Source organism: Nostoc sp., assembly GCF_036917095.1.
Lineage (GTDB): Bacteria > Cyanobacteriota > Cyanobacteriia > Cyanobacteriales > Nostocaceae > Nostoc.
In genome coordinates this window covers 164,899-185,337 of record NZ_JBALFH010000021.1, presented here as the reverse complement: position 1 = coordinate 185,337, position 20,439 = coordinate 164,899, and the positions used below count along the sequence as shown (strand labels likewise).

General features: G+C 41.9%; 13 protein-coding genes. 6 read left to right on the top strand and 7 right to left on the bottom strand.

Annotated elements, in window-relative coordinates; all coding sequences use genetic code 11:
* Positions 1-14 precede the first annotated feature (14 nt).
* Positions 15-653, top strand: coding sequence for a transposase (locus V7L01_RS10395; protein ID WP_335034405.1), 639 nt, complete (start codon positions 15-17; stop codon positions 651-653).
* Between the two features lie 39 nt (positions 654-692).
* Here V7L01_RS10395 and V7L01_RS10390 read toward each other — a convergent pair whose 3' ends face one another.
* Positions 693-2,207: a phenylacetate--CoA ligase family protein gene (locus tag V7L01_RS10390; RefSeq protein WP_335034403.1), complete on the bottom strand. Its 1,515-nt coding sequence runs from the start codon at positions 2,205-2,207 to the stop codon at positions 693-695.
* Positions 2,208-2,418: 211 nt separating this feature from the next.
* Between V7L01_RS10390 and V7L01_RS10385 the strand changes: the two genes are divergently transcribed.
* Both V7L01_RS10385 and V7L01_RS10380 read left to right on the top strand, forming a co-directional pair.
* Positions 2,419-4,119: a serine/threonine-protein kinase gene (locus tag V7L01_RS10385; RefSeq protein WP_335034401.1), complete on the top strand. Its 1,701-nt coding sequence runs from the start codon at positions 2,419-2,421 to the stop codon at positions 4,117-4,119.
* A 64-nt stretch (positions 4,120-4,183) separates the two neighbouring features.
* Positions 4,184-6,340: a serine/threonine-protein kinase gene (locus V7L01_RS10380; RefSeq protein WP_335034399.1), complete on the top strand. Its 2,157-nt coding sequence runs from the start codon at positions 4,184-4,186 to the stop codon at positions 6,338-6,340.
* Positions 6,341-6,400: 60 nt separating this feature from the next.
* Here V7L01_RS10380 and V7L01_RS10375 read toward each other — a convergent pair whose 3' ends face one another.
* Positions 6,401-7,270 carry a TauD/TfdA dioxygenase family protein gene (locus V7L01_RS10375; protein ID WP_335034397.1) on the bottom strand — a complete coding sequence of 290 codons (870 nt, stop codon included), beginning with the start codon at positions 7,268-7,270 and terminating at the stop codon, positions 6,401-6,403.
* Between the two features lie 1,365 nt (positions 7,271-8,635).
* Between V7L01_RS10375 and V7L01_RS10370 the strand changes: the two genes are divergently transcribed.
* Positions 8,636-10,429, top strand: coding sequence for a calcium-binding protein (locus tag V7L01_RS10370; protein WP_335034396.1), 1,794 nt, complete (start codon positions 8,636-8,638; stop codon positions 10,427-10,429).
* An 842-nt stretch (positions 10,430-11,271) separates the two neighbouring features.
* Entirely contained in the window at positions 11,272-12,201 is a 930-nt protein-coding gene (locus V7L01_RS10365) for a calcium-binding protein (RefSeq protein ID WP_335034395.1), read from the top strand.
* A 190-nt stretch (positions 12,202-12,391) separates the two neighbouring features.
* Here V7L01_RS10365 and V7L01_RS10360 read toward each other — a convergent pair whose 3' ends face one another.
* On the bottom strand, positions 12,392-13,009 hold the full coding sequence (locus tag V7L01_RS10360) for an NUDIX hydrolase (protein WP_335034393.1): 618 nt from the start codon (positions 13,007-13,009) through the stop codon (positions 12,392-12,394).
* 64 nt (positions 13,010-13,073) lie between these two features.
* Positions 13,074-14,276, bottom strand: a complete 1,203-nt coding sequence (locus tag V7L01_RS10355; protein WP_193948422.1) for a phosphoglycerate kinase — start codon at positions 14,274-14,276, stop codon at positions 13,074-13,076.
* 89 nt (positions 14,277-14,365) lie between these two features.
* On the opposite strand from V7L01_RS10355, the gene V7L01_RS10350 reads away from it, so the two are divergent.
* Positions 14,366-14,773: a universal stress protein gene (locus V7L01_RS10350; RefSeq protein WP_335034627.1), complete on the top strand. Its 408-nt coding sequence runs from the start codon at positions 14,366-14,368 to the stop codon at positions 14,771-14,773.
* A 545-nt stretch (positions 14,774-15,318) separates the two neighbouring features.
* Here V7L01_RS10350 and V7L01_RS10345 read toward each other — a convergent pair.
* From V7L01_RS10345 to V7L01_RS10335, 3 genes are all read right to left on the bottom strand, one after another.
* On the bottom strand, positions 15,319-17,835 hold the full coding sequence (locus V7L01_RS10345) for a CPBP family glutamic-type intramembrane protease (RefSeq protein WP_335034391.1): 2,517 nt from the start codon (positions 17,833-17,835) through the stop codon (positions 15,319-15,321).
* Between the two features lie 293 nt (positions 17,836-18,128).
* The gene (locus V7L01_RS10340) at positions 18,129-18,839 is read right to left on the bottom strand and encodes a GDYXXLXY domain-containing protein (protein WP_335034389.1); all 711 of its coding nucleotides are present in this window, start codon (positions 18,837-18,839) and stop codon (positions 18,129-18,131) included.
* A gap of 157 nt (positions 18,840-18,996) precedes the next feature.
* On the bottom strand, positions 18,997-20,415 hold the full coding sequence (locus V7L01_RS10335) for a DUF2157 domain-containing protein (protein WP_335034387.1): 1,419 nt from the start codon (positions 20,413-20,415) through the stop codon (positions 18,997-18,999).
* Positions 20,416-20,439: the final 24 nt, after the last annotated feature.

The window sequence follows — 20,439 nt, the reverse complement described above, 5'->3', positions numbered from 1 at the left end:
TCAAAGATGTAATCATGAATCATTACGATCCTCAACCAGAAAACAACAAACCTAAATACAAAGGTAAATATCGCATTGATTCAACCCGTTTACCAGCTTGGAGTTATGCTAGTAATGCCGGATATTTCGTTACTATTTGCACCAACGGTAAAAAATGCTTTTTTGGTGAGGTTGTGCAGGGTGAAATGCAGCGATCGCCAATTGGAGAAATTGCTCAGAAATTGTGGTGTGAGATTCCTAATTATTTTTCTAATTGCCAGATAGATTCATTTTGCGTCATGCCTAATCATATTCATGGGATTTTGATTATTAATCAAATACGAGAAGGAGACGCTATGAATCCACAAACACAGGAAGAAGACGCGATGAATCGCGTCTCTACAAGTCAAAGGGGGGATGGGGAACGGGGTGGGGTTACTGGGTTATTTAATCCGATGTTGTCTAAAAATTCTCTTTCTAAAATTGTTAGGTGGTACAAAGGACGATGTACATTTGAAATTAATCAAATTTATGAAGGTTTTGGATGGCAAGAAAGGTTTCATGACAACATCATTCGTAATGAATTCGCCCGCGATCGCATTAGACAATATATTATCAATAACCCAATCAATTGGGAACGCGATTGCGAACAACCACCCCATCCCCCCTTGTAGAGACGCGATTCATCGCGTCTTCTTGTGTTTGATTCATCGTTATTGACGCGTATAACGATGTTTCACCCCAACAGGAAAATATTCTGCATCCCCCATTGGTGCTAACGTAACCTGTGGTGTTTGATATTCTACAGGAACATAATTAGCAAACTCGCTATTTAGACGTAGCAGTTGTGAAAGAATAGAAGATGCGATCGCATCTCTTCGATCTTCACTACCCTCTACCCCTGATCCTAACTCCACAACCACAGATAAAAATCGATTCTTATCTGCATCTTCCTTCACCTGCAACACGAATTTACCCGTTACCCATTCTTGAATTCCTGGTTGTTCTAATCCCACCGTCACATTTTCTGGATAGATATTTGCGCCAAAGTAAGAAACTGTAAAGTTAGAACGCCCGAAGACATAAACAAAAGGTAGCTGATGAATACCTCTAGGTGATTCTTGAGTGTCAGAACGGAGATTTTCAAGTGGGTTAAATCCCCATTCAGCTAAAAATTGCAGCATGGCATCATAACTAATTATCCCGCCAGTATCCAAGATGTCATAACGCACTAAGGGAATACCGTTATCTCCCGAAAACAGCAATCCGCCATCTTGAACTTCAAAAAAGCGACTGCAAGGATCGTACTGTACTAATGTGGGTAAACGCGATTCCCCAAATAAAGCTCTAGCAGCATCGGGATTTCTTGCCAAAAAACGGCGAATACAAATACTTAGCGGGGTTTCATTACCCAAAACTCCCGCATCCGCAGTGCCGTAAAGTGATGCAAAATCATAGCAAGGATTTCGCGAACCAACTCTTTCGCCAACTAAACTCCGCCATTCTTCACTAAATACTTCTCCCGCCATCACTAATTTAATCTGATATTGCTGCCACTCCACACCACGAGCGATACCAGTATCAATCACATCTTTCAAAAATGGTGGGTATCCCAATAACACAACTTGTTCAAATGCTGAACCTAATTCCTGCACAACTCGCAAGATTTCTTCTTTGTTGTTACCAGGAGTAATTACAGTGATGGGATAACCTTTGCTAGCAAGATAACGACAGCAATTAGTAGTAAACATTCCACCTACCCAAGTGCCCAAAGTGAAACAAATCACTGCTAGGGTACGTCTGGTATCTGCATAGAAACTATCGTGAAAAATCTGTTCAAAGCGTGTGGCGATTTGGAGTTCATCTGTGAAAAAACGAGGCCAAAATGTCGGTTTACCACTGGAACCAGAGGATGCAGCTATCATGTCACACTCTTGGAGTTGCCCGTTGTGGCACAAGTCAGCTAACGGATAACGCAGTATATAATTTTGTTTAGCGATCGCTGGTAGTTTCTGAAACTCCTCTAAGGTTTGAATAGTCGCGGGATTAATTTCCCTTTCTGCTAAAAAAGCCTTGTAGGCAGGTACATTAGCCGCTACATCGTGAAATAAACTCAAAGCTGCCGAAGTTTGAGTGTTGAGATGCCGTTGCAGTATCGTTTCTAGGGGGGTAGACAAAAAATCTTCAAATGCTTTAATTACTTGCTGCTGTCTTGATTTCGGGTTCATGACGCTTGTTGTTTATCCTGAAGTAGAACCAACACCGTTACTTGCTGCCAGTATTTTAGCTGTTATCTAAATACCCCCAAAACCCCAGTGATTCTTAGCAACACGGATTTAATATAGGAATACCCAGCCCCTAACATTTCCTAAAATATCCGAAAATAAGAGTATGCGCGTTGTAATCATTCAATAAAACCTTCACTTATCCTTCAGCACCATGCAGCTCTATTGCAGTAAACAACACACAAATAATGGTAGTAACCGCTTTTGTACCCTTTGTGGTGAGCCATTACCTCTTGCTGTGGGACAGGTTGTGGATAATCGCTATCAAATTATCCGTCATTTAGGGCAGGGCGGCTTTGGACGCACCTATTTGGCGGAGGATAGAAATAAATCTCATCAAACGTGTGTGCTGAAGGAATTTGCACCCCAAGTAGAAGAAAAGCAAGATTTACAAAAAGCTAAAGAGTTATTTGAACGAGAAGCAAATGTTCTGAAAACACTCCAGCATCCACAAATTCCGCGTTTTCACGCCTCGCTACAAGTGAAGATAGGCACTAAAGATTTTTTCTTTCTAGTGCAAGATTATGTGGATGGTGATAATTACTACCAATTATTAGAACAGCGTGAGAGTGAAGGAAAAACCTTTAGTGAAGAGGAAGTAATCACCTTACTGCAACAGATTTTACCCGTATTATCCTACATCCACTCACGAGATGTGGTTCACCGCGATCTCTCTCCCGATAATTTGATTTGGCGGCGTTCTGATAATCTACCAGTGCTAATTGATTTTGGCGGTGTCAAACAATTGCCAGCTTCTCAAGGTTTTTGGCGCACTAAGTTGGCTGAAAATAACACTTTGCTAGGTAAAAAGGGTTACGCTCCAGAAGAACAGCTACGGCAGGGAAAAGCATTTTTTAGTAGTGATTTATACTCTTTAGCGGTGACATCTCTGGTGTTGCTCACTGGCAAAGAACCACAAAAATTATACGACAGCTATCAGGGAATTTGGGGATGGGGAAAGGAAATCCGAGTTAGTCCCAAACTGGAAGCGGTGTTAAAAAAGATGCTGGCTTATAAACCGAGCGATCGCTATCAACGAGCCGAGCAAATCCTCAAAGATTTACCATCGCCAACTGCAACTAAATCCACGGGGAATTATATTACCACCAAAATTAAGACGATGGTAGTTGCTCCGGGAAGACAACGCGCCAGTGCTGTTATGAGTAGATTCCAGAACAAAACGCAAGCTATAGCGAAACCGATCTCTTGGCCTGTTTGGATTCGTCCTTTTGTGATGAGTCTAGGGGGAACAGCTTTAATTGTCTTAACTGGTGCAGGTACTTTGGCGGTGGTAAATGCTGTCATTCGGAGTGTAACTTCGATCGCCATTCCGTCAATTTCATTACCGCAAATTCCCCAATTTCCAAATCCAATCGGTAAACCAGTAAGCGATAAAGGAAAAAATAGCGACATCCAGGAAATTATTAATCGTCGCCAACAACTAGAAATTACTGAAGGATTTTTTATTCCTTTTGTAGATAATTTATTTTATACAAAAAAACCAGAATTAAAGGGACGTAGCCTCACATCTAAACCTGAAGATGCTGGTTTACGAGATGAATGGTCTGGTATCGCTAACGATTTATTGAATAAACTAGAACAGGCTGACCTCAGTACAGCAGCTCGTCGTAAATTGGGTAAATATACTGCACAAGATTACGAAAAATGGAGACGGCAAGCGCGTTCGGGGCAGTTTGGGAACTATACAATTGACCAACTGACCAAAGATACAAATGAAAAATTCGATCGGTTGTTTCCCGATCAGGAGCGTGGGAAACTCAATCAACAGACTTACGGTCAAATTTGGTATGCGATCGCAGCCGATCGAGTCAGTAAAGTACAATCTGGCAATTAAAAGGATTGGGGACTGGGGAAGAGTCACTAATAACAAATAACAAATGACAAATGACAAATAACAAATGACTAAAATATATTGTTCTCAAGGACATGAAAATTCCCCAGGTAGCCGCTTTTGTCTCCAGTGTGGCGAAAAGTTGTTGGATACGCCCATGAGTTATGGTATCCAACCGGGACTAACTTTAGGCGATCGCTATGCGATTGTACGTCAAATTGGCCAGGGTGGCTTTGGACGCACTTATTTAGCTGAAGATGTCAACCGTTTTCGCGAACTTTGTGTCTTAAAGGAATTTTCCCCCCAAGTTCAAACCGCTTACGTTGTCCAAAAAGCTGAAGAACTGTTTGAGAGAGAAGCGAGTGTTCTCTATAAACTGCAACATCCTCAAATTCCCCGCTTCCGGGAACTGCTTCGGATGAACTTAGGGGGGAAAGAATATCTGTTTTTGGTGCAAGATTATGTAGAAGGGGAAACTTACAACTCGTTGTTAAATGCGCGGCTACAACAGGGTTTGCGCTTTACAGAGGCGGAAGTACGCCAATTATTGCAGCAAATTTTGCCAGTGTTGGAATATATCCACTCTATAGGTGTTATTCATCGAGATATATCTCCAGATAACTTAATGCTTCGCACTGTTGACAAACTGCCAGTGTTAATTGATTTTGGCGGTGTCAAACAAGTAGTAGCAACCGTAGCTTCCCAATATTATCAACCCGGCGCAGTTGCATCTTCACCATCACCAACCCTATTGGGTAAGATAGGATTTGCGCCCCCAGAACAGATGCAAACTGGGTTAGTATCTCCCCACAGCGACTTGTATGCTTTAGGGGCAACAATGTTGGTTTTACTGACAGGAAAACAACCCCAAGAATTAATTGATACCTACAATCTCACTTGGCAATGGCGGCGGGAAGTTAGCCTGAGTCAAAATTTGGCACAGGTGTTAGATAAAATGTTATCTGCCAGACCAAGCGATCGCTATCAATCAGCCCGTGACGTACTCCGAGCTATCAACCCGCCCCCAGCTAACTTTCCCCCAACTCAATACCCCACAGCACCACAACCCACATCCGCCACTGTCGCCGTCTCTCCACCTCCCCCATCTCCCTCATTTTCCCAATCTCCACCATCCCCTCAGCCCACAAGCTGGTGGACACCGACAAAAACTTTCTTAGTGGCGGCGGTAGCATTTGGTACAATCGGGTTAATTTGGTGGGGACTCAACAGCAGCCGAGATGTCGGGCAAGTCAAACCTAATCCTACAGCCAGCCCAACCCCAACCAGCGAACAGCCAACCGATCCTTTAGCGCAATATTCACCAGAAGAACGGCAGCGTAAAGAAAGATTAAGCGATCGCCGTCAACAATTGGGTATTAACTCTAACTTCTACGTGAACTTGGTGAATCAAGTTTTTTGGGACAAAAACCCCAGTTTACGAGGACGCACTCTCAGTGATGGCCCTGAAGATGCTGGTTTGCGGGCAGAATGGGATAAAACAGCCTCAGAATTGTTGGAAAAGCTAGCGCCACTGAGTTCCAATACACGCCGACAACTGGGAAGTTATACAACTGCTGAACGCGATCGCTGGAAAGTGGAAGTCAACAAAATCAACGTTGGTAGTCGTTCTTTGTATGATTTGGGAGATGCCGCCTTCTTAAGTGTATTCCCCGAACAGCGTGGTAAAGATTTCCGAGAGCAGCCAATTGGACAAGTTTGGTACGGTTTTGTTAGCGATCGACTCAGTGCTATCCTCGGCGGTAGCGCTTTCCAGAAACTTGTCTTCGATCCAGGCGCTACCAGCAAAACAGTTAGTGGTACTCTCCAACCTGGTGGTGGTAAAGTATTCATTGCTGGACTTGCCAAAGAGCAAACTCTAGACTTGAAGCTACAAGCAAATTCCCAAGTTTTGTTATCAGTCTATTCACCCTCTGGCAAAATCAAATTTTTAGAAGATTCTAAAGAGCGTAGCTTGTCAACTAAATTACCAGAAAACGGATTTTACGAGTTTGTCGTGGTTTCCACAGGATCGAAATCAGTAGATTATAAACTCAGCATTACAGCGGAAAATCCCACCCCTCCCCCATTGCCAACACCAACGCCCACAGAAACACCAGCCCCCATAGAAACACCAGCACCCACAGAAACACCCACGCCAACCCCAACTCCCACAGAAACCCCCACTCCTACATCGACACCAACGCCAGAGACAGCACCTCAATAAACCGCGTTGCATAGTTGCAGGATAATTTAGCAACTTCCAAAATTCTCCCCCTGCCTCAAATTATTCCTTGTCCACAACCCCTAAACGCAACGCAATTCGCTTGTATTTCGTTGCATCATAAGGTGTACCTCTGTGCATCACCTGGGAGTTGTCCCAAAAAATAATATCTCCTGGCTGCCAAATATGGGAGTAGACTGGCGTGCAGTCTAGAACAGTCGCAAACAAATCCTGCCAGAAACGTTTTGCTTCCTCTGGTCTATCTTCCATACCAACTGCGATCGCAGTGTCCGAACCTAGATATAATCCCTTTTTACCAGTGACTTTGTGAGTAGACACAATCGAATGCACTTTCCTCGGTACATCAGTCTCTACATTGCTACTCTTAGAAAACATTGGTGGTGAGTGATACATCGACATCTGCTCTAACTGCTGCTGATGTTGACGATCCAAATTATTATAAGCCTCTATCATGTCAAGGAACTCAGTGGTATGGGGCTGCCCATTTACACCTTCCGGAGGCACTTCCACACCATAAAGCATGACAACATATAGTGCATTCATATCCAGTCCCTCTGTGCGGGGGACGCCATCTTTATCATGATGCCATTCCCAAGCAAACTTTCCTACTGGTGTTTCAGTAAGTCCCTTGGGATTACCCAAGACACTCACACCCTGGCTTTGCAGGTCTGGGCTAATATCGGGATCTAATGTTTTGGTTTTGGAATAGCCAAACATTAAGTCACCAAAGGTTTTGCTAGAAAATTCTTTCAACTGCTTTGCAGTGATGTGTTGCTGTCTAACTACCACAACGCCGTGTTTCCAAAGTGATTCCTTTAATTCACGAGACTCTAGATTTGTGAGGTTGCTAAGATTACAACCCCGCAGGACTTCAACTCCGAGTCTTGGTTGATATTTTATTATTGGAGTCATTGCTATGCAATTCTTTTTGGAGCAAACTATATAGACAATTAGTCTAGATAGGAAATTTACTGTAATATTATCTTACCTAAGAAAGTTTGCAAGTAAAAAAATGTTTCAATAGAGGTTATCGCATCAGTTAGAGACCTTTTATAAAGTAAACCTTAAATTATCGGGTGCGTTAAAGCACTGCTAGAGGCACCTGGAAATATAGTGCGTTACGGCTAAATTAGGCTTTCTCAAACCCTCAAGTTCTTATGCAGCCGTAATCCGCCCTGCTTAATATTGACTTTATAAATACGCTCTTAAACCTGGGTACAACAGCTATTTAATAACTAACTATATTAAATACCGAAGCGGCTACACTTGTTCTTCCTTGGAAATGGGGATTTATTAATCTACAAACCCTAATGTAGTAAGATGTCCATACCAATATGGCGCAAGTACTAATGACGTAAACTCAAATTTTATCCAAGCTTTTCGCTCTTGATAAATATGACAATTGCAATTAATAGAAGTCTTTAATAGGCTGGAAATTCCTTGTAAATTACCGTTGCTTTATTACTCTGGTCAGAGTAAGATAAAAACGTTTGTCTAGATAGACTTTTGCTCATCGAGAATTGTTTCGACGGTTTCTGTGGATATGCAAAAGTGTACCCCGCCGCAGGCATCGCTAATTTTCCGAACCCAAATAAATATTATATAAAATTTATGTAAAGCTTAAGTGTTGTTAAGCACAAAAATTTCTGGGTTAATATCTCAATAAAACTGATCCATTTGACAATGTATTTCTTTAATATAAAATTATTTCTTTATTAAAAAAAGATATTTTTTACCAAAAAATCTGATATCGAAACTTAACTTAACAAGGATAGGGCGTTCATCTAAAAATATCGCAATATCTACCATAAAATCGTTAGTTTGAAACAATAATTAATTAAAAGTTACACATGTATGTGAAATGTATTATCAAGCGCAACTCATTGAAAACTTAAAGTTTTGATAAAGTAGTTGATGTAACCTTATACTTCATGATAATTAAATAATTACAGCGTCGGTTCAAAAAAAAATTGGAAAAAGAACCAAAATATTTGATCTAATTACTTACCATTTTGGTAATCAATTAAGGGATTTTCAAGAAAGAAATTATCTAATTTTGTAGAGTGGGCGTCTCGTTCGCCCGCAACCAAAGGCGGGCTTTTCGGGCCAGCCCACAATCAGTAGTCGGATATTTTTTTCTTTAAAAGTTCCTAACCAAATAATTAATGTTTTCTTCCCTTAGATTATGCAAATGGCAAGTAATCTAAATTGATCTGATAAATAGTTCTTTGACTGAAGCTGAACTTACACATTAGTGAAAAATTCAGGAAAGATAATATGGCTTTTATTTTCGGCACTACAGGTTCTGATACAAGAAATGGGACTTCGGGAAATGACACGATAGTTGGTTGGGCTAGTGGTGGTAATGCCAATAGTACCTCCGGTAACGATACCTTGAATGGTTTGGCTGGTAACGATTCCCTCGCTGGTGGGACGGCAAACGATAGTCTAATTGGTGGAAATGGAAATGACACACTTGATGGCGGCACAGGAAACAACACTCTAATAGGTGGTGCAGGCAATGACATCTTCAAAGGCAGTCAGGGTAACAACAGCATTGATGGTGGAGATGGCATTGATGGCGCAGACTACAGTCAACTAGGTCAAAGCATTACCTTGTCAGGTGTTGGAACCATTAAAAAAGCTGGGGGATTAGGGCAAGACCAACTCTTTAAAGTAGAAAAGGTTATTGCTAATGCTAAGGTTGCCAACAACACCATAGATGCATCCCAATCTTTGGCTGGGGTATCTGCCACCGTTAACCTGCAAACCCAAAGTTTGGTTGCCAATAATGTTCCTGGTTTGGGTAAATTGTCATTTACTGCTGTCAACTTTGATAATTTCATCGGCACAAATGCAAGTGACAGCATTGTTGGCGATAACCAAAATAACCAATTATCCGGTAATAAAGGCAATGACACAATTGATGGGGGCTTGGGTACTGACACCTTGAATGGGGGAGCAGGCGATGACACTTACATTGTTGATGGTGCTGTTGACACTATTACAGAGGCCGCTAATTCCGGTACAGATATCGTCCGGTCTTCTATCACCTACGCACTAGGCACCAATGTGGAGAATCTGAGGCTGACAGGAACTAGCGACATCAACGGGACAGGTAACAGTCTTAACAACTTACTTTTTGCTAATACTGCTAACAACACTCTCAATAGCGGAGCAGGCAATGACACCCTAGACGGTAATTTAGGCAATGATATCCTCAATGGTGGCGACGGCAATGATAGTCTACAGGGCGGCCCTGGCAATGACGTACTCAATGGCGGGCCTGGAGACGATATCCTCATCGGTACTTTTCCTGGTAGTGCGCTTCCACCTGGAATAGGCGAAACTGATAACTTAACTGGCGGGGGTGGGGTAGATAGATTTATCCTGGGCGACGCTGAAAATGTTTTCTACGACGATAACAACACTACAAGTCCTGGTTTTGGGGACTTGGCTAGTATTAATGACTTCGACTCTAGCCAAGACCGAATTGAACTCAAAGGAGTTCCACAGGACTACCGCTTGCAAGTTGTCGGAAGCAACACACGAATATTCTTAGATAAACCGACAGGAGAGCAAGATGAGAGCATAGGTGTTGTACTGGGGAAAACCAATCTCAGTCTTGATAGTGATAACTTTCTTTTCTATGAGCGAGAAAATGCTGGAGAAGGTACAAACAACACACTCGACAGCGCTGAAGGGTTAGGTTCCTTATCATCAGGCTCAAACGTTAATCTTTCAGCCCAGTTAGCAACAGTTCAATCGGGGGGCAATCCCGATTTCGACTTTTTTACATTTTCTTTGGCAAATCCAGGAACTGTCACGATCGCGACAGTGACATCGGCAGATACAATTCTCGGACTGTTTGACGATGGTGGGAATTTACTGGAATCTAACGACGATGGTGGTAGTGGCGGTGGCGGTTCGTCATCAATCACCAGTTCGCTGGGTGCAGGTACGTACTCCATTTCAGTGAGCGACTATAATTTCTTGCCTGAAACTGGCGGAAGTTTCGCTAGTAGCAGCTTTAACCCTGCTTCTTATACACTACAAGTCAGTTTTTCATAAGAACGTTGTCAAATTAAGAAAGTACTGACATCAGTAGGTAGCAAAGATACTTTTCCGAATGGCTAGGGGAACACGACAACGTGTCCCCCTTTACCCGACAAGAGATTATTTACACAAGGCAGGGCTATTTCCTTCTAAATCTAAGCAGAATATCTTAACGTGCAGCGCTCTCTTTCGCTTAAAGTATCAATTCCCGTGTGTCAAATCGCAATTATAGAAGCCTTTGCTGGACTGGAAGACCCTCGTCAATTAGCGCTTCTCTATAACTCTGGTCAGAGCAAAATATCAAATGTTTGTCTAGATAGACTTTTGCTTAGAAAACTTGTAAATTTGGTAAAAAAGTTGACTTAACATTGTATTTTATGATATTTCAATAATTAGTAACGTAGGTTAAAAAAAATTGGAAAAAGAACCAAAATATTTGGCCTAATTACTTAACGCAATGTGCGACTTATTCTTCAAACCCCACTTACATGACTTTCCCCGAAGCGGAGAAAGGCTTTAATTCTTATTCCCCTTTTATAGCAGGGAAGGGGTTAGATTTGAGAGCAAGTCGCACAGTGCGTTACTTACTATTTGGGTAATCAATTAAGGAATTTTCAGGAATATAGATTATCTAATTTTGTAGAGTAGGCGTCTCGATTAAGCGTAACCAAAAGCGGGCTTTTCAGGTCAGCCCACAATTAGTAGTTAGATATTTTTGTTTTAGAAGTTCCTAAGCAAATAATTAATGTTGTCTTCCCTTTGATTACGCAAATGGCAAGTAATCTAGATTGAACTGATGAATAGTTCTTTGGCTGAGGCTGAACTTACGTATTAGTGAGAAACTTAGGAGAGATAATATGGCATTTAAATTTGGCACTAGAGGTTCCGAAACGATAAATGGAACTTCAAAAAATGACACACTAGACGGTAATTTCGGCAATGATATCCTCAATGGTGCGAACGGCAATGATAGTCTACAGGGCGGGCCTGGCAATGATATACTCAATGGCGGGTCTGGAAACGATATCCTCATTGGTGTTTGGCCTGGTAGTCCACTTCCACCTGGAGTAGGGGAAACTGATGACTTGATTGGCGGGAGTGGGGTAGATAGATTTATCCTGGGCAATGCTGAAAATGTTTTCTACAACGATAACAATATTTTAAGTCCTGGTTTTGGGGACTATGTTACTATTAATGACTTCGACTCTAGCCAAGATCGAATTGAACTTAAAGGGCCTCCACAAGACTACCGCCTGAAAGGTTTTGGAGGCAGCACACAAATATTGTTAAACACAGAGCAAGATGAGATTATAGGTGCTGTCCAGGGGAGAACCAATCTTAGACTTGATAGTGATGACTTTCTTTTCTATGAGGGGGAAAATGCTGGAGAAGCTACAAATAACAGACAAAACAGCGCTGAAGGGTTAGGTTCCTTATCATCAGGCTCAAAGGTTAATCTTTTAGCCCAGATCGCAGCAAGTCAACCAGCGAACAGTGCTGATTTTGACTTTTTTACATTTTCTTTAGCAAATCCAGGAACTGTCACTATCAGAACAGTGACATTGGGAGATACAGCTCTTGGACTGTTTAACGATGCTGGGAATTTACTGAAATCTGACGACGATGGTGGCGGTGGCGGTTCGTCATTAATCACCAGTTCGCTGGGTGCAGGTACGTACTCCATTTCAGTGTTTTCATTTCCTCCCTCCTCTGAAGATGGCGGAACTTTGTCTAGTAATAACGTTAGTTCTGATTTTTCTTATACACTACAAGTCAGTTTTGTATAATAACGTTGTCAACTTCAGAAAGTACTGACATCAGAAGGCAGATTTAAGGATACTTTTCCTCCTAGCTAAGGGAACACGTTGCCGTATTCCCTTAGCCAACAAGAGACTATTTACAAGTTCAGGCTATTTCATAAGTCAGAATTCAGAACTCAGAAGTCAGAATAAAGCCATTTTCGTAATGCAGAGGTATTTAATCAAAGTCTGTCGGTAAATCTGGTTGGCGATAATGCTGGAAAAGTCGCGTGATTTGCGCTGGTGTTACACGTCCTATAGAAAGTTCTGGTAAGGCATCTTCAGGAAAAAAACCTACTTCTTCAGTTTCAATACTTGATGATGGAGAACCACCAATAAGTTCACACTTAAAAAATAGCTTGTAGACATAAAACGGAAACGGTGGATGCCCCTGTTTGTCTCTGTCATAGACTGCTAGTAGTTTGATAGCGCGTGCTTGATATCCAGATTCTTCATATACTTCTTTGACAACTACCTCGCTGGGCGACTCGCCGACATCAGCCCATCCACCAGGTAAAGTCCAGCAGCCGTCTGCTCGTTCTTTGACTAACAATATACTATCGTCCCGAAAAATTGCTCCCCGCACATCAACTTTCGGAGTTGCATATCCTACTTCACGACTAAACAAATCGAGGACATACCTGTGTTCTACATTCGAGTAAGTCGCCATAATTTCCGTGGCGATCGCTCGTAATTGTTTGTAGCGTTCAATATCAAAAACACCCTCAGAATAAGCCAAACCATTTTGAGCGATCGCTTGTAACTTTTGCGCCCATTCCAGCCATTTAGTTTCCACAGTTTTTTCCCTTATTTGTAGAGACGTTACATATAACGTCTCTACATAATTCTAAAGATGGCTATTAAGCATCATCTAAAGCTGCAATTCCAGGTAATACCTTGCCTTCAAGTAACTCCAAGCTAGCGCCGCCGCCAGTGGAGATGTGGCTCATTTGGTCAGCTAAACCAACCTTTTCCACAGCCGCTACCGAGTCGCCGCCGCCGATAATGGTGGTTGTGCCAGTTTTGCCAATTTCAGCGAGAGTATGAGCGATCGCTTCCGTACCTGCCGCAAACTTATCAAACTCAAACACACCCATCGGCCCGTTCCAAATTACCGTTTTGGTATCTGCAAGAGCTTCTTGGAAAAATTTCACCGAGTCTGGCCCAATATCCAAACCCATCCAACCATCGGGGATATTCTCAATGCTAACGGTTTGAGAATTGGCATCTGGGGCAAAGTTATCTGCCAATACCACATCTGTAGGCAGCAATAAAGCAACGCCCCGTTCTTTAGCCTTAGCTTCCAAAGACTTCGCTAGTTCCAGCTTGTCTTCTTCCACCAAAGACTTACCAACATTCAAACCACGGGCTTTGTAGAAAGTGAAAATCATCCCACCGCCAATGATCAGCTTGTCGCATTTTTCCAGCAACGTTTCAATCACGCCAATTTTGCTGGAAACTTTGGAACCGCCAATAATTGCCGCCAAAGGACGTTGGGGATTTTCAATGGCATTTTGCAGATATTGCAATTCCTTCTCAACCAAATATCCAGCCACAGAAGGACTGAGGAATTTAGTCACACCTTCAGTAGAAGCATGGGCGCGGTGTGCAGTACCAAAAGCATCATTTACATAAAAATCAGCATTAGCTGCCAATTTTTTCGCAAATTCTGGGTCGTTTTTCTCTTCTTCTTTGTAAAAACGGACATTTTCGAGTAACAGCACTTGGCCATTTTGCAGGGCGCCAACTTTAGCTGCAACTTCATCACCAATGGAATCATCAGTTTTAATGACTTCTTGCCCCAGTAACTCAGACAGACGCTTGGCAACGGGAGTTAGGCGTAATTTGTCATCCACACCCTTGGGACGGCCAAAATGGCTGGCGAGAATGACCTTAGCTCCCTTCTGCGTCAAATCTTGGATGGTTGGTAGAGCGGCGCGAATGCGAGTATCGTCAGTAATGTTGCCTTGGTCGTCCACAGGCACATTAAAGTCAACCCGCACTAAGGCACGTTTCCCAGAGATATCAGCCGAAGATAAACTTGCTAAACTTTTTTTGGACACACCAAACTCTCCTGATTGCCTTTTTGTTATTGTTTTGAAAGTAGAACCATCAAGATTTTACCGGAGTCAGGGGTACCCAAGTGACAGATATATTTAAGACAGTACTATTTCCTATCGATCAAAGCCGGGAAACGCGGGAAGCTGCTGACGTTGTTACCAACGTAGTTAAAAAGTACAGCAGTCGCTTGGTGCTGCTGTCTGTGGTAGAAGAACCACCAAAAGACGCGCCTAGCGCAGATCCAATGGTGTCGCCAGAGGTAGTTGCAAAACTGCTGGAAAATGCCCAATCTTTATTTTCTGGGCAAGGAATTCAATCTGAAACCCTGGAAAGGCAAGGCAAACCAGCTTTTACGATCTGCGATGTCGCTGATGAAATTGGGGCAGATTTAATTATCATGGGCTGTCGGGGGCTAGGCTTGACTGAAGAGGGAGCGGATGATAGTGTTACCACTCGCGTGATTAACCTTTCCCCTTGCCCAGTGCTGATTGTGCCTTAGCAGTAGTCAAACAATTTTGGATTTTAGATTTTAGATTGACTCCAGCAATTAAGTTACTAGCTCTGTCAATTAATTTTAAATTTTGCGGAAAGTTGCGTGGGCGGCTCTGCCAACTCGATCAAATTTTCCAAGACGTTTTTTGCATCTAATACCAATTCTTTCTGAAGCTGCATAGAATTCGATCCCCCCTAGCCCACGCCAGTCGCTCCACTTGGGGAGACCCCAAGACCGCGCTGGCTCCCCTTAAAAAGGGGGGAATTCAAAGTCCCCCAATTTATCGGGGGATTTAGGGGGATCAAGATATGTGCAACTTCACATTAAATTGGTATAAAATCTAAAATCTAAAATCTAAAATTCGGTGAGTGCTAAGGAGCCAGGGTGTTGCTGAATACTGGTAAATTCGTAGTGCGATCGCTAACAAAAAGTTCTGCGGTTGTTCCAACAATGATTTAGTGCTGCTAATACGCCCATAAATACTATAGTCACCAGACCGCACCTGCCACTTTCAAGACTTACAATTATTAAACCTTAGTATTCTGAACTTTTTAATTATTATCTAATTTTGTCATACCTCCAAAAACAATTAACCAAACTACTACTACAACCCAGTGAATTAAAACGATCGCAAACAAAGATCCTGTTAGAGTATATGCAACAGTACATATAATTCCTAAAAATGCCGCTAAAACCAGAAAAACAGGATTATGAAATGTGGTAATTCCAGCTTTAAAAAACATTTTAGCATTGAATGGATGATACAAAATAAATAAGATTAAACTTACTATTGCCCAAAAAGCCCATTGTAACCAATTGGTGATTTCGCTAGGATGAGGAAGCAAAAAAACGCGGAAAAACACTTCTTCAACAATCGCAGGTAAAAATAAACAACGCAATATTAACAGACATTTATCAATCCAACTTGCAGACCACAATTTTATCTCTAAAAATCCAAACCTCCAGCCATAAGGCAGAGCAATAATACTATAAACTATCAGCATTAAAACAATAACTAACCAATCTTTTAGTGTTGGAACTGCTAGCGATACTAAAATGCGATTTAAAAGAATTGAAATTGGTGAAATATTGGTAAACGGAATCTTAATTTGTCCCAAAAGTACTGTTGGTGCAATGGGTGTAATATTAGGTTGCCAACCACCTACTTGATTGGTTCGTAATACTTGCAAAATTGCACCATGTTTTAAAAATATTGCGGCGAGGTCGTCGTGTGCAAGTCTAGGCATTATTGTTCGCCATGTTGTCAAACCAGCCCAAATACTACGATCTTGAAATGGTTTTGTCGTTTTTCCTATGCCCGTACCTGCGAGTAGACTTGCTTTACTTTGCCAATCAGCGCGAACTATACCCAAGGGTGCTAATTGTTGTTCCAAAGATTGACCTAATTCAACTAGCTGCTGAAAGCGTAATGCTTGCGGGTGATTGGGGTTTGCGCGTAGCCAAGTTTGAATTTGAGGAGTTGTAGCAACTTGGTTTTTAATTGTCAGTATCGCAGCATAAAGTGCTTGGCTTGCGTCTTGAACGCATGAGGTAGCAGGTGATATCATTGCACCACCAGTTCCATCACCAACCCGATAACGTGCCATTGTTACCTGTAATTGTTGCTGGAATTGCTCTAAAGGCGAAAGTTTAACACCATCAAAATCATAATCCTGCGTTACAGGGTCGAATTCGATCAGAATATCTGACACTGGACGTGTTGCCAGCCAACCACGTTGTAAATTCCCCATATAATCAGCCCATGTATGCGTTCCGGCAATAATTCCATCAGGGTTATGGGCATAAATTTGGTGATATTTAGTCTCGAAGCGTAATTCCTTAGTAAACTCGTCGCGGACAACTTCTGCAATTCCAAAAGCAAAATGTCCGGTGATAGTATAAGGTACTCCGACTGGTTCAGCTTTACGTCCACCAATTCCACCAAATAGGTGTAGGACAATAGCTTTATTGCCTTCTTGCCATTTTGATATAGATTGATTAAGTGAATTTTTTGTTTCTACAGGTTTTAAGAATATAGTATTGAATTTACCTTTATTTTTCTCGGTATTTTCCCAATTTCCCTCTTGGATATAATTTAGTCCTAATTCCTCACCAGTAATGATTTGACGGGGTTTAATTTGAAACAGAGAACGAGGTGCAAGTGCGCCTACCGTAAATATGCCCTTTGCGTCGGGAGCACCATAAATATACCACCCATCTTCACCCGCAGGTGATTTTTCGATTTGCTGCGAACTTGAAGGAGCAAAATTTCGCTTATCTATTACTTGTTGGGGAATACGAATAGTTTCTTTAAGACCATTAAACTTATTTGAATTAGGATTATAATGCTGGACTAAAAAATAATCACTATACTGCTTGGCTTTAGAAACTAAAATATTTTTGTAGTTAGTTTTAATCGGTTGAATTATTTTTACCAACCCATAAAACCTACCAGTTGCTAAAACAGGTTCGCGTTCAATTTGCAAAATAGATTTTTTTTTACTTACATCAATGATTGTATTTGAATCTAAAGTAACAATTACATTATCATCAGGATTTGCGCCAGCTAAAGAGCGTAAAAAGCCTACCTGACGAACTCCATTTAGCCGAAAAGGATGAATATTTCCTTGCTTTTGACTTTTAATCACTTCTGAAGTGAAATTTATATCTCGCGTTACCGCTTTACCCAAAGCAAGCAAATCTTTATTTTTTTTCCACTCCAAACGGACAATCTTCCCTACTAAATTTCGTGCTGTAGGTGGTGCATATTGTACTTCCATCCATACCCAATCTAAACCATCTTGTAATTGCTGTTTCGTTGGTAAAATTAACCTTCCTACCCAATCGGCAATAGGTTTATAAAGGTTTGCAGGTGGAATTTGTGCAACGGGATAAAAACCAGATTGATTAAAATTTTGTCGAATATGGATCGCGTAATTGCTTTCTTGCTGTACTAACTGGGGTTGTGCTGGTGAGAGTTGCCACACCACAATTACTGCTATGAACGCTAGCAGTAAGAATCTTGTAAATAGTAGCCTTGCTTTTCGACTCAATCCACGGAAAATCATATATTATCAGCAATTAAAACTTGCTGATAATCTTACTCTAAATATACTGTTTTGAGTCTTTGCCGTAATCCAGGGCTATTTCATTCTAAATATAGGCAATATATGAGATATTTCCAGAAATTAAATATGCTTTACCGAGAACTCTTGTAAAGACGTAGCAATGCTAGGTTTCTACATTCTTTTTCACCAAATGTCTAATGACAAACAGAAAATTCTGAGCGCGGACTTCCGACGCTCAGAACTTTGGAGACAAATCTGGCGTGTAAACATGCAATGTTTATTTGTCTAACAGCTTAAAAGCGATAGTTGCGATCGCGCACCCACATACTAACTGGCACTGCCTTTCCTTGTGGATCTACTTTCGCTTTGACCACAATGGGTGGTACTTGTCCTCTACGGGCACGTTGGGCTTGCAAGTCGTTTCTAATCTGCTGCCGTTGGTTTTCGGGGATGTAATATGTTTCCAAACCGTAGTTAACAGAGCCATCCTGATAAACACCTTTTAGAGCTGCCTGATTGGCTCTAAGAGTTGTGGGGCGATCGCTACTTACTCGTAATGGTCTCCAAGCTCTCGGAACACCACGACCAGAGGATAGTTGCTCTTGCAAAGTCACGTATATATTAGTTCCTTCAGGCAATCTTCTGCCACTTCCACGACCTTTGCTGACTAATGTTTGCCAGCCAGGTAGTCTGCTCAAATTTGAGGTACGGGAAATGTTGTAATCTAAGGCTAAGGTGTTACCTTCTAGCACATTGCTAGGGTCTACAGGTACGGTTTGTAAAATCACCGTTTTTCCTGTTACATCTGTATAAACTGCTTGGGCTGGTACTGCCATAATTAGCCCTGTTTGCAGCGCCAGGGGAGCAAGTAAACGCCAAAAAGGTAAGGACTTATTCGATTTTTGTTCGCTAGCAATCAAGTAATCCCGAAAAGTCACCTTATTGGAAAATTCGGCTTCAGGGGACAAGGGTTTATTCTTGGATTCAGAAGAAGTATTAGTCATGAGCGTAGTCCTAAAAAGCAGAGGTCTTGAGGAGGTTAAAAGTAACGAGATTAGGACTGACGCAGAGAAACTTTAAAAATTTTGACGCACAGAGATTTTGATGATGGGCAGATTTCTGTTAGCGGATAGCTAAGGTTTAGCCCATTCTGAATTTGCACTACTTTTTACTTGTAGAGCTACCACCAGGTAGGCGGCGTTCAAACCAGAGTCCAGCGCTAATTAAAGCAGAACCGCACAAGATAAAGACCAGCGACTTAAAAAGTAAGTCTGTATCGTACTCTTGCACGCGACTGATAATTTGCAGTGTTACTAACAGCATACCGCCCCAAAAGGAACTTCTGTTGCCTAATTTCAATCCTTCTTGAATTAGTCCCCAGGCTAATGTTGCTAGAAGTACATTGAAAATAAAAATACCAAGTTCATCAATCCGGCTGATAGTTTGATGCCAAAAAGGTACTACGGTAATAAAGACAAGAAAGGTACCAATGACAGCGGTCGTGAAAATCACTTCGCGGCGCGGAGGGTTATTTCTTTGGCGCAGTAGAAATAACCATTGTAATACCGCCAAGCCGCTGAGAATCCCCAAATCGATTATCGGCAGAGACTGGAACAAGTTCGTCACATTCGTTGGCTGATTATAACCATAATTTGGAGATTCCCAGACCCAACGAAAAGACAGAATGTAAAAAACAATGCCGAAGCTTACCAATGCTAAATTACGGGCCAGAGATTGAAACAACCTGTAATTTATGGTTGGAAACAGCAGGTCATCATAACTCCAGAATAATGCAGGTGGGAGTGCAAAAGCAAAAGACGCCACCCAAGGGGCTATATCAGCATAATTCAGCAGTGGTAGGGGATTGAGGTTGGCTTGTAAGGAACTAGCAAAAACAAAGGCTGCTAGACCAAAAATCCAACGCGATCGACAGAAGTAGGCTAAGGGTACGAACACCAGCCATGCCAACAAAGGCATATGCTGCACCACTAGACGCGACCAAGTTAACTCTCCTGTTGCGTACCATAAGTCTTCTAGTCCAGTCCAATAGCCGATGTCCACGAGGACAATTGACAGAATTCCTAAAGAATTTAAGGACAAACTGAAGGCCATTACCACAACACCCAACCCCCAGGCCAGAAACAGTTGGGAAGTTGAACCGGCAATATTGAACATCTGGGCCATCAGCAGTAAATTTGCACCGAAAATGAAGGCGCTTAAAATTAGCAACCCCTCTCCCAGTAAACGTTTGCTTCGTTGTAGCTTCTTTCCTTCAGGTTGTCTCCAACTGTAAAAACCGGTAATTGCGATCGCAAAAAACAAACTCATCATGAGAATAAATTTGACTTCTCGCGATCCTCCCTGCCAGTTTCCTGATACAAAGGTAATTATGCCTAAGCACAAAAGAATGCTGCCTATTGCGATCGCGATCGCTTTATTGCGATCGCGTGCAGCAGCTTCCAGGTTTTTAAATTGATAACGTTCTGCTATTTGCTCATACAGCGAAGAACTAATTAATCCTTCATCCCTCCATAATTGTGCTTCTTTGCGTAATTTTTGCGGAAAACTATCTAAGAACATGACCTTCTCCGGTGCAGTGGGGTA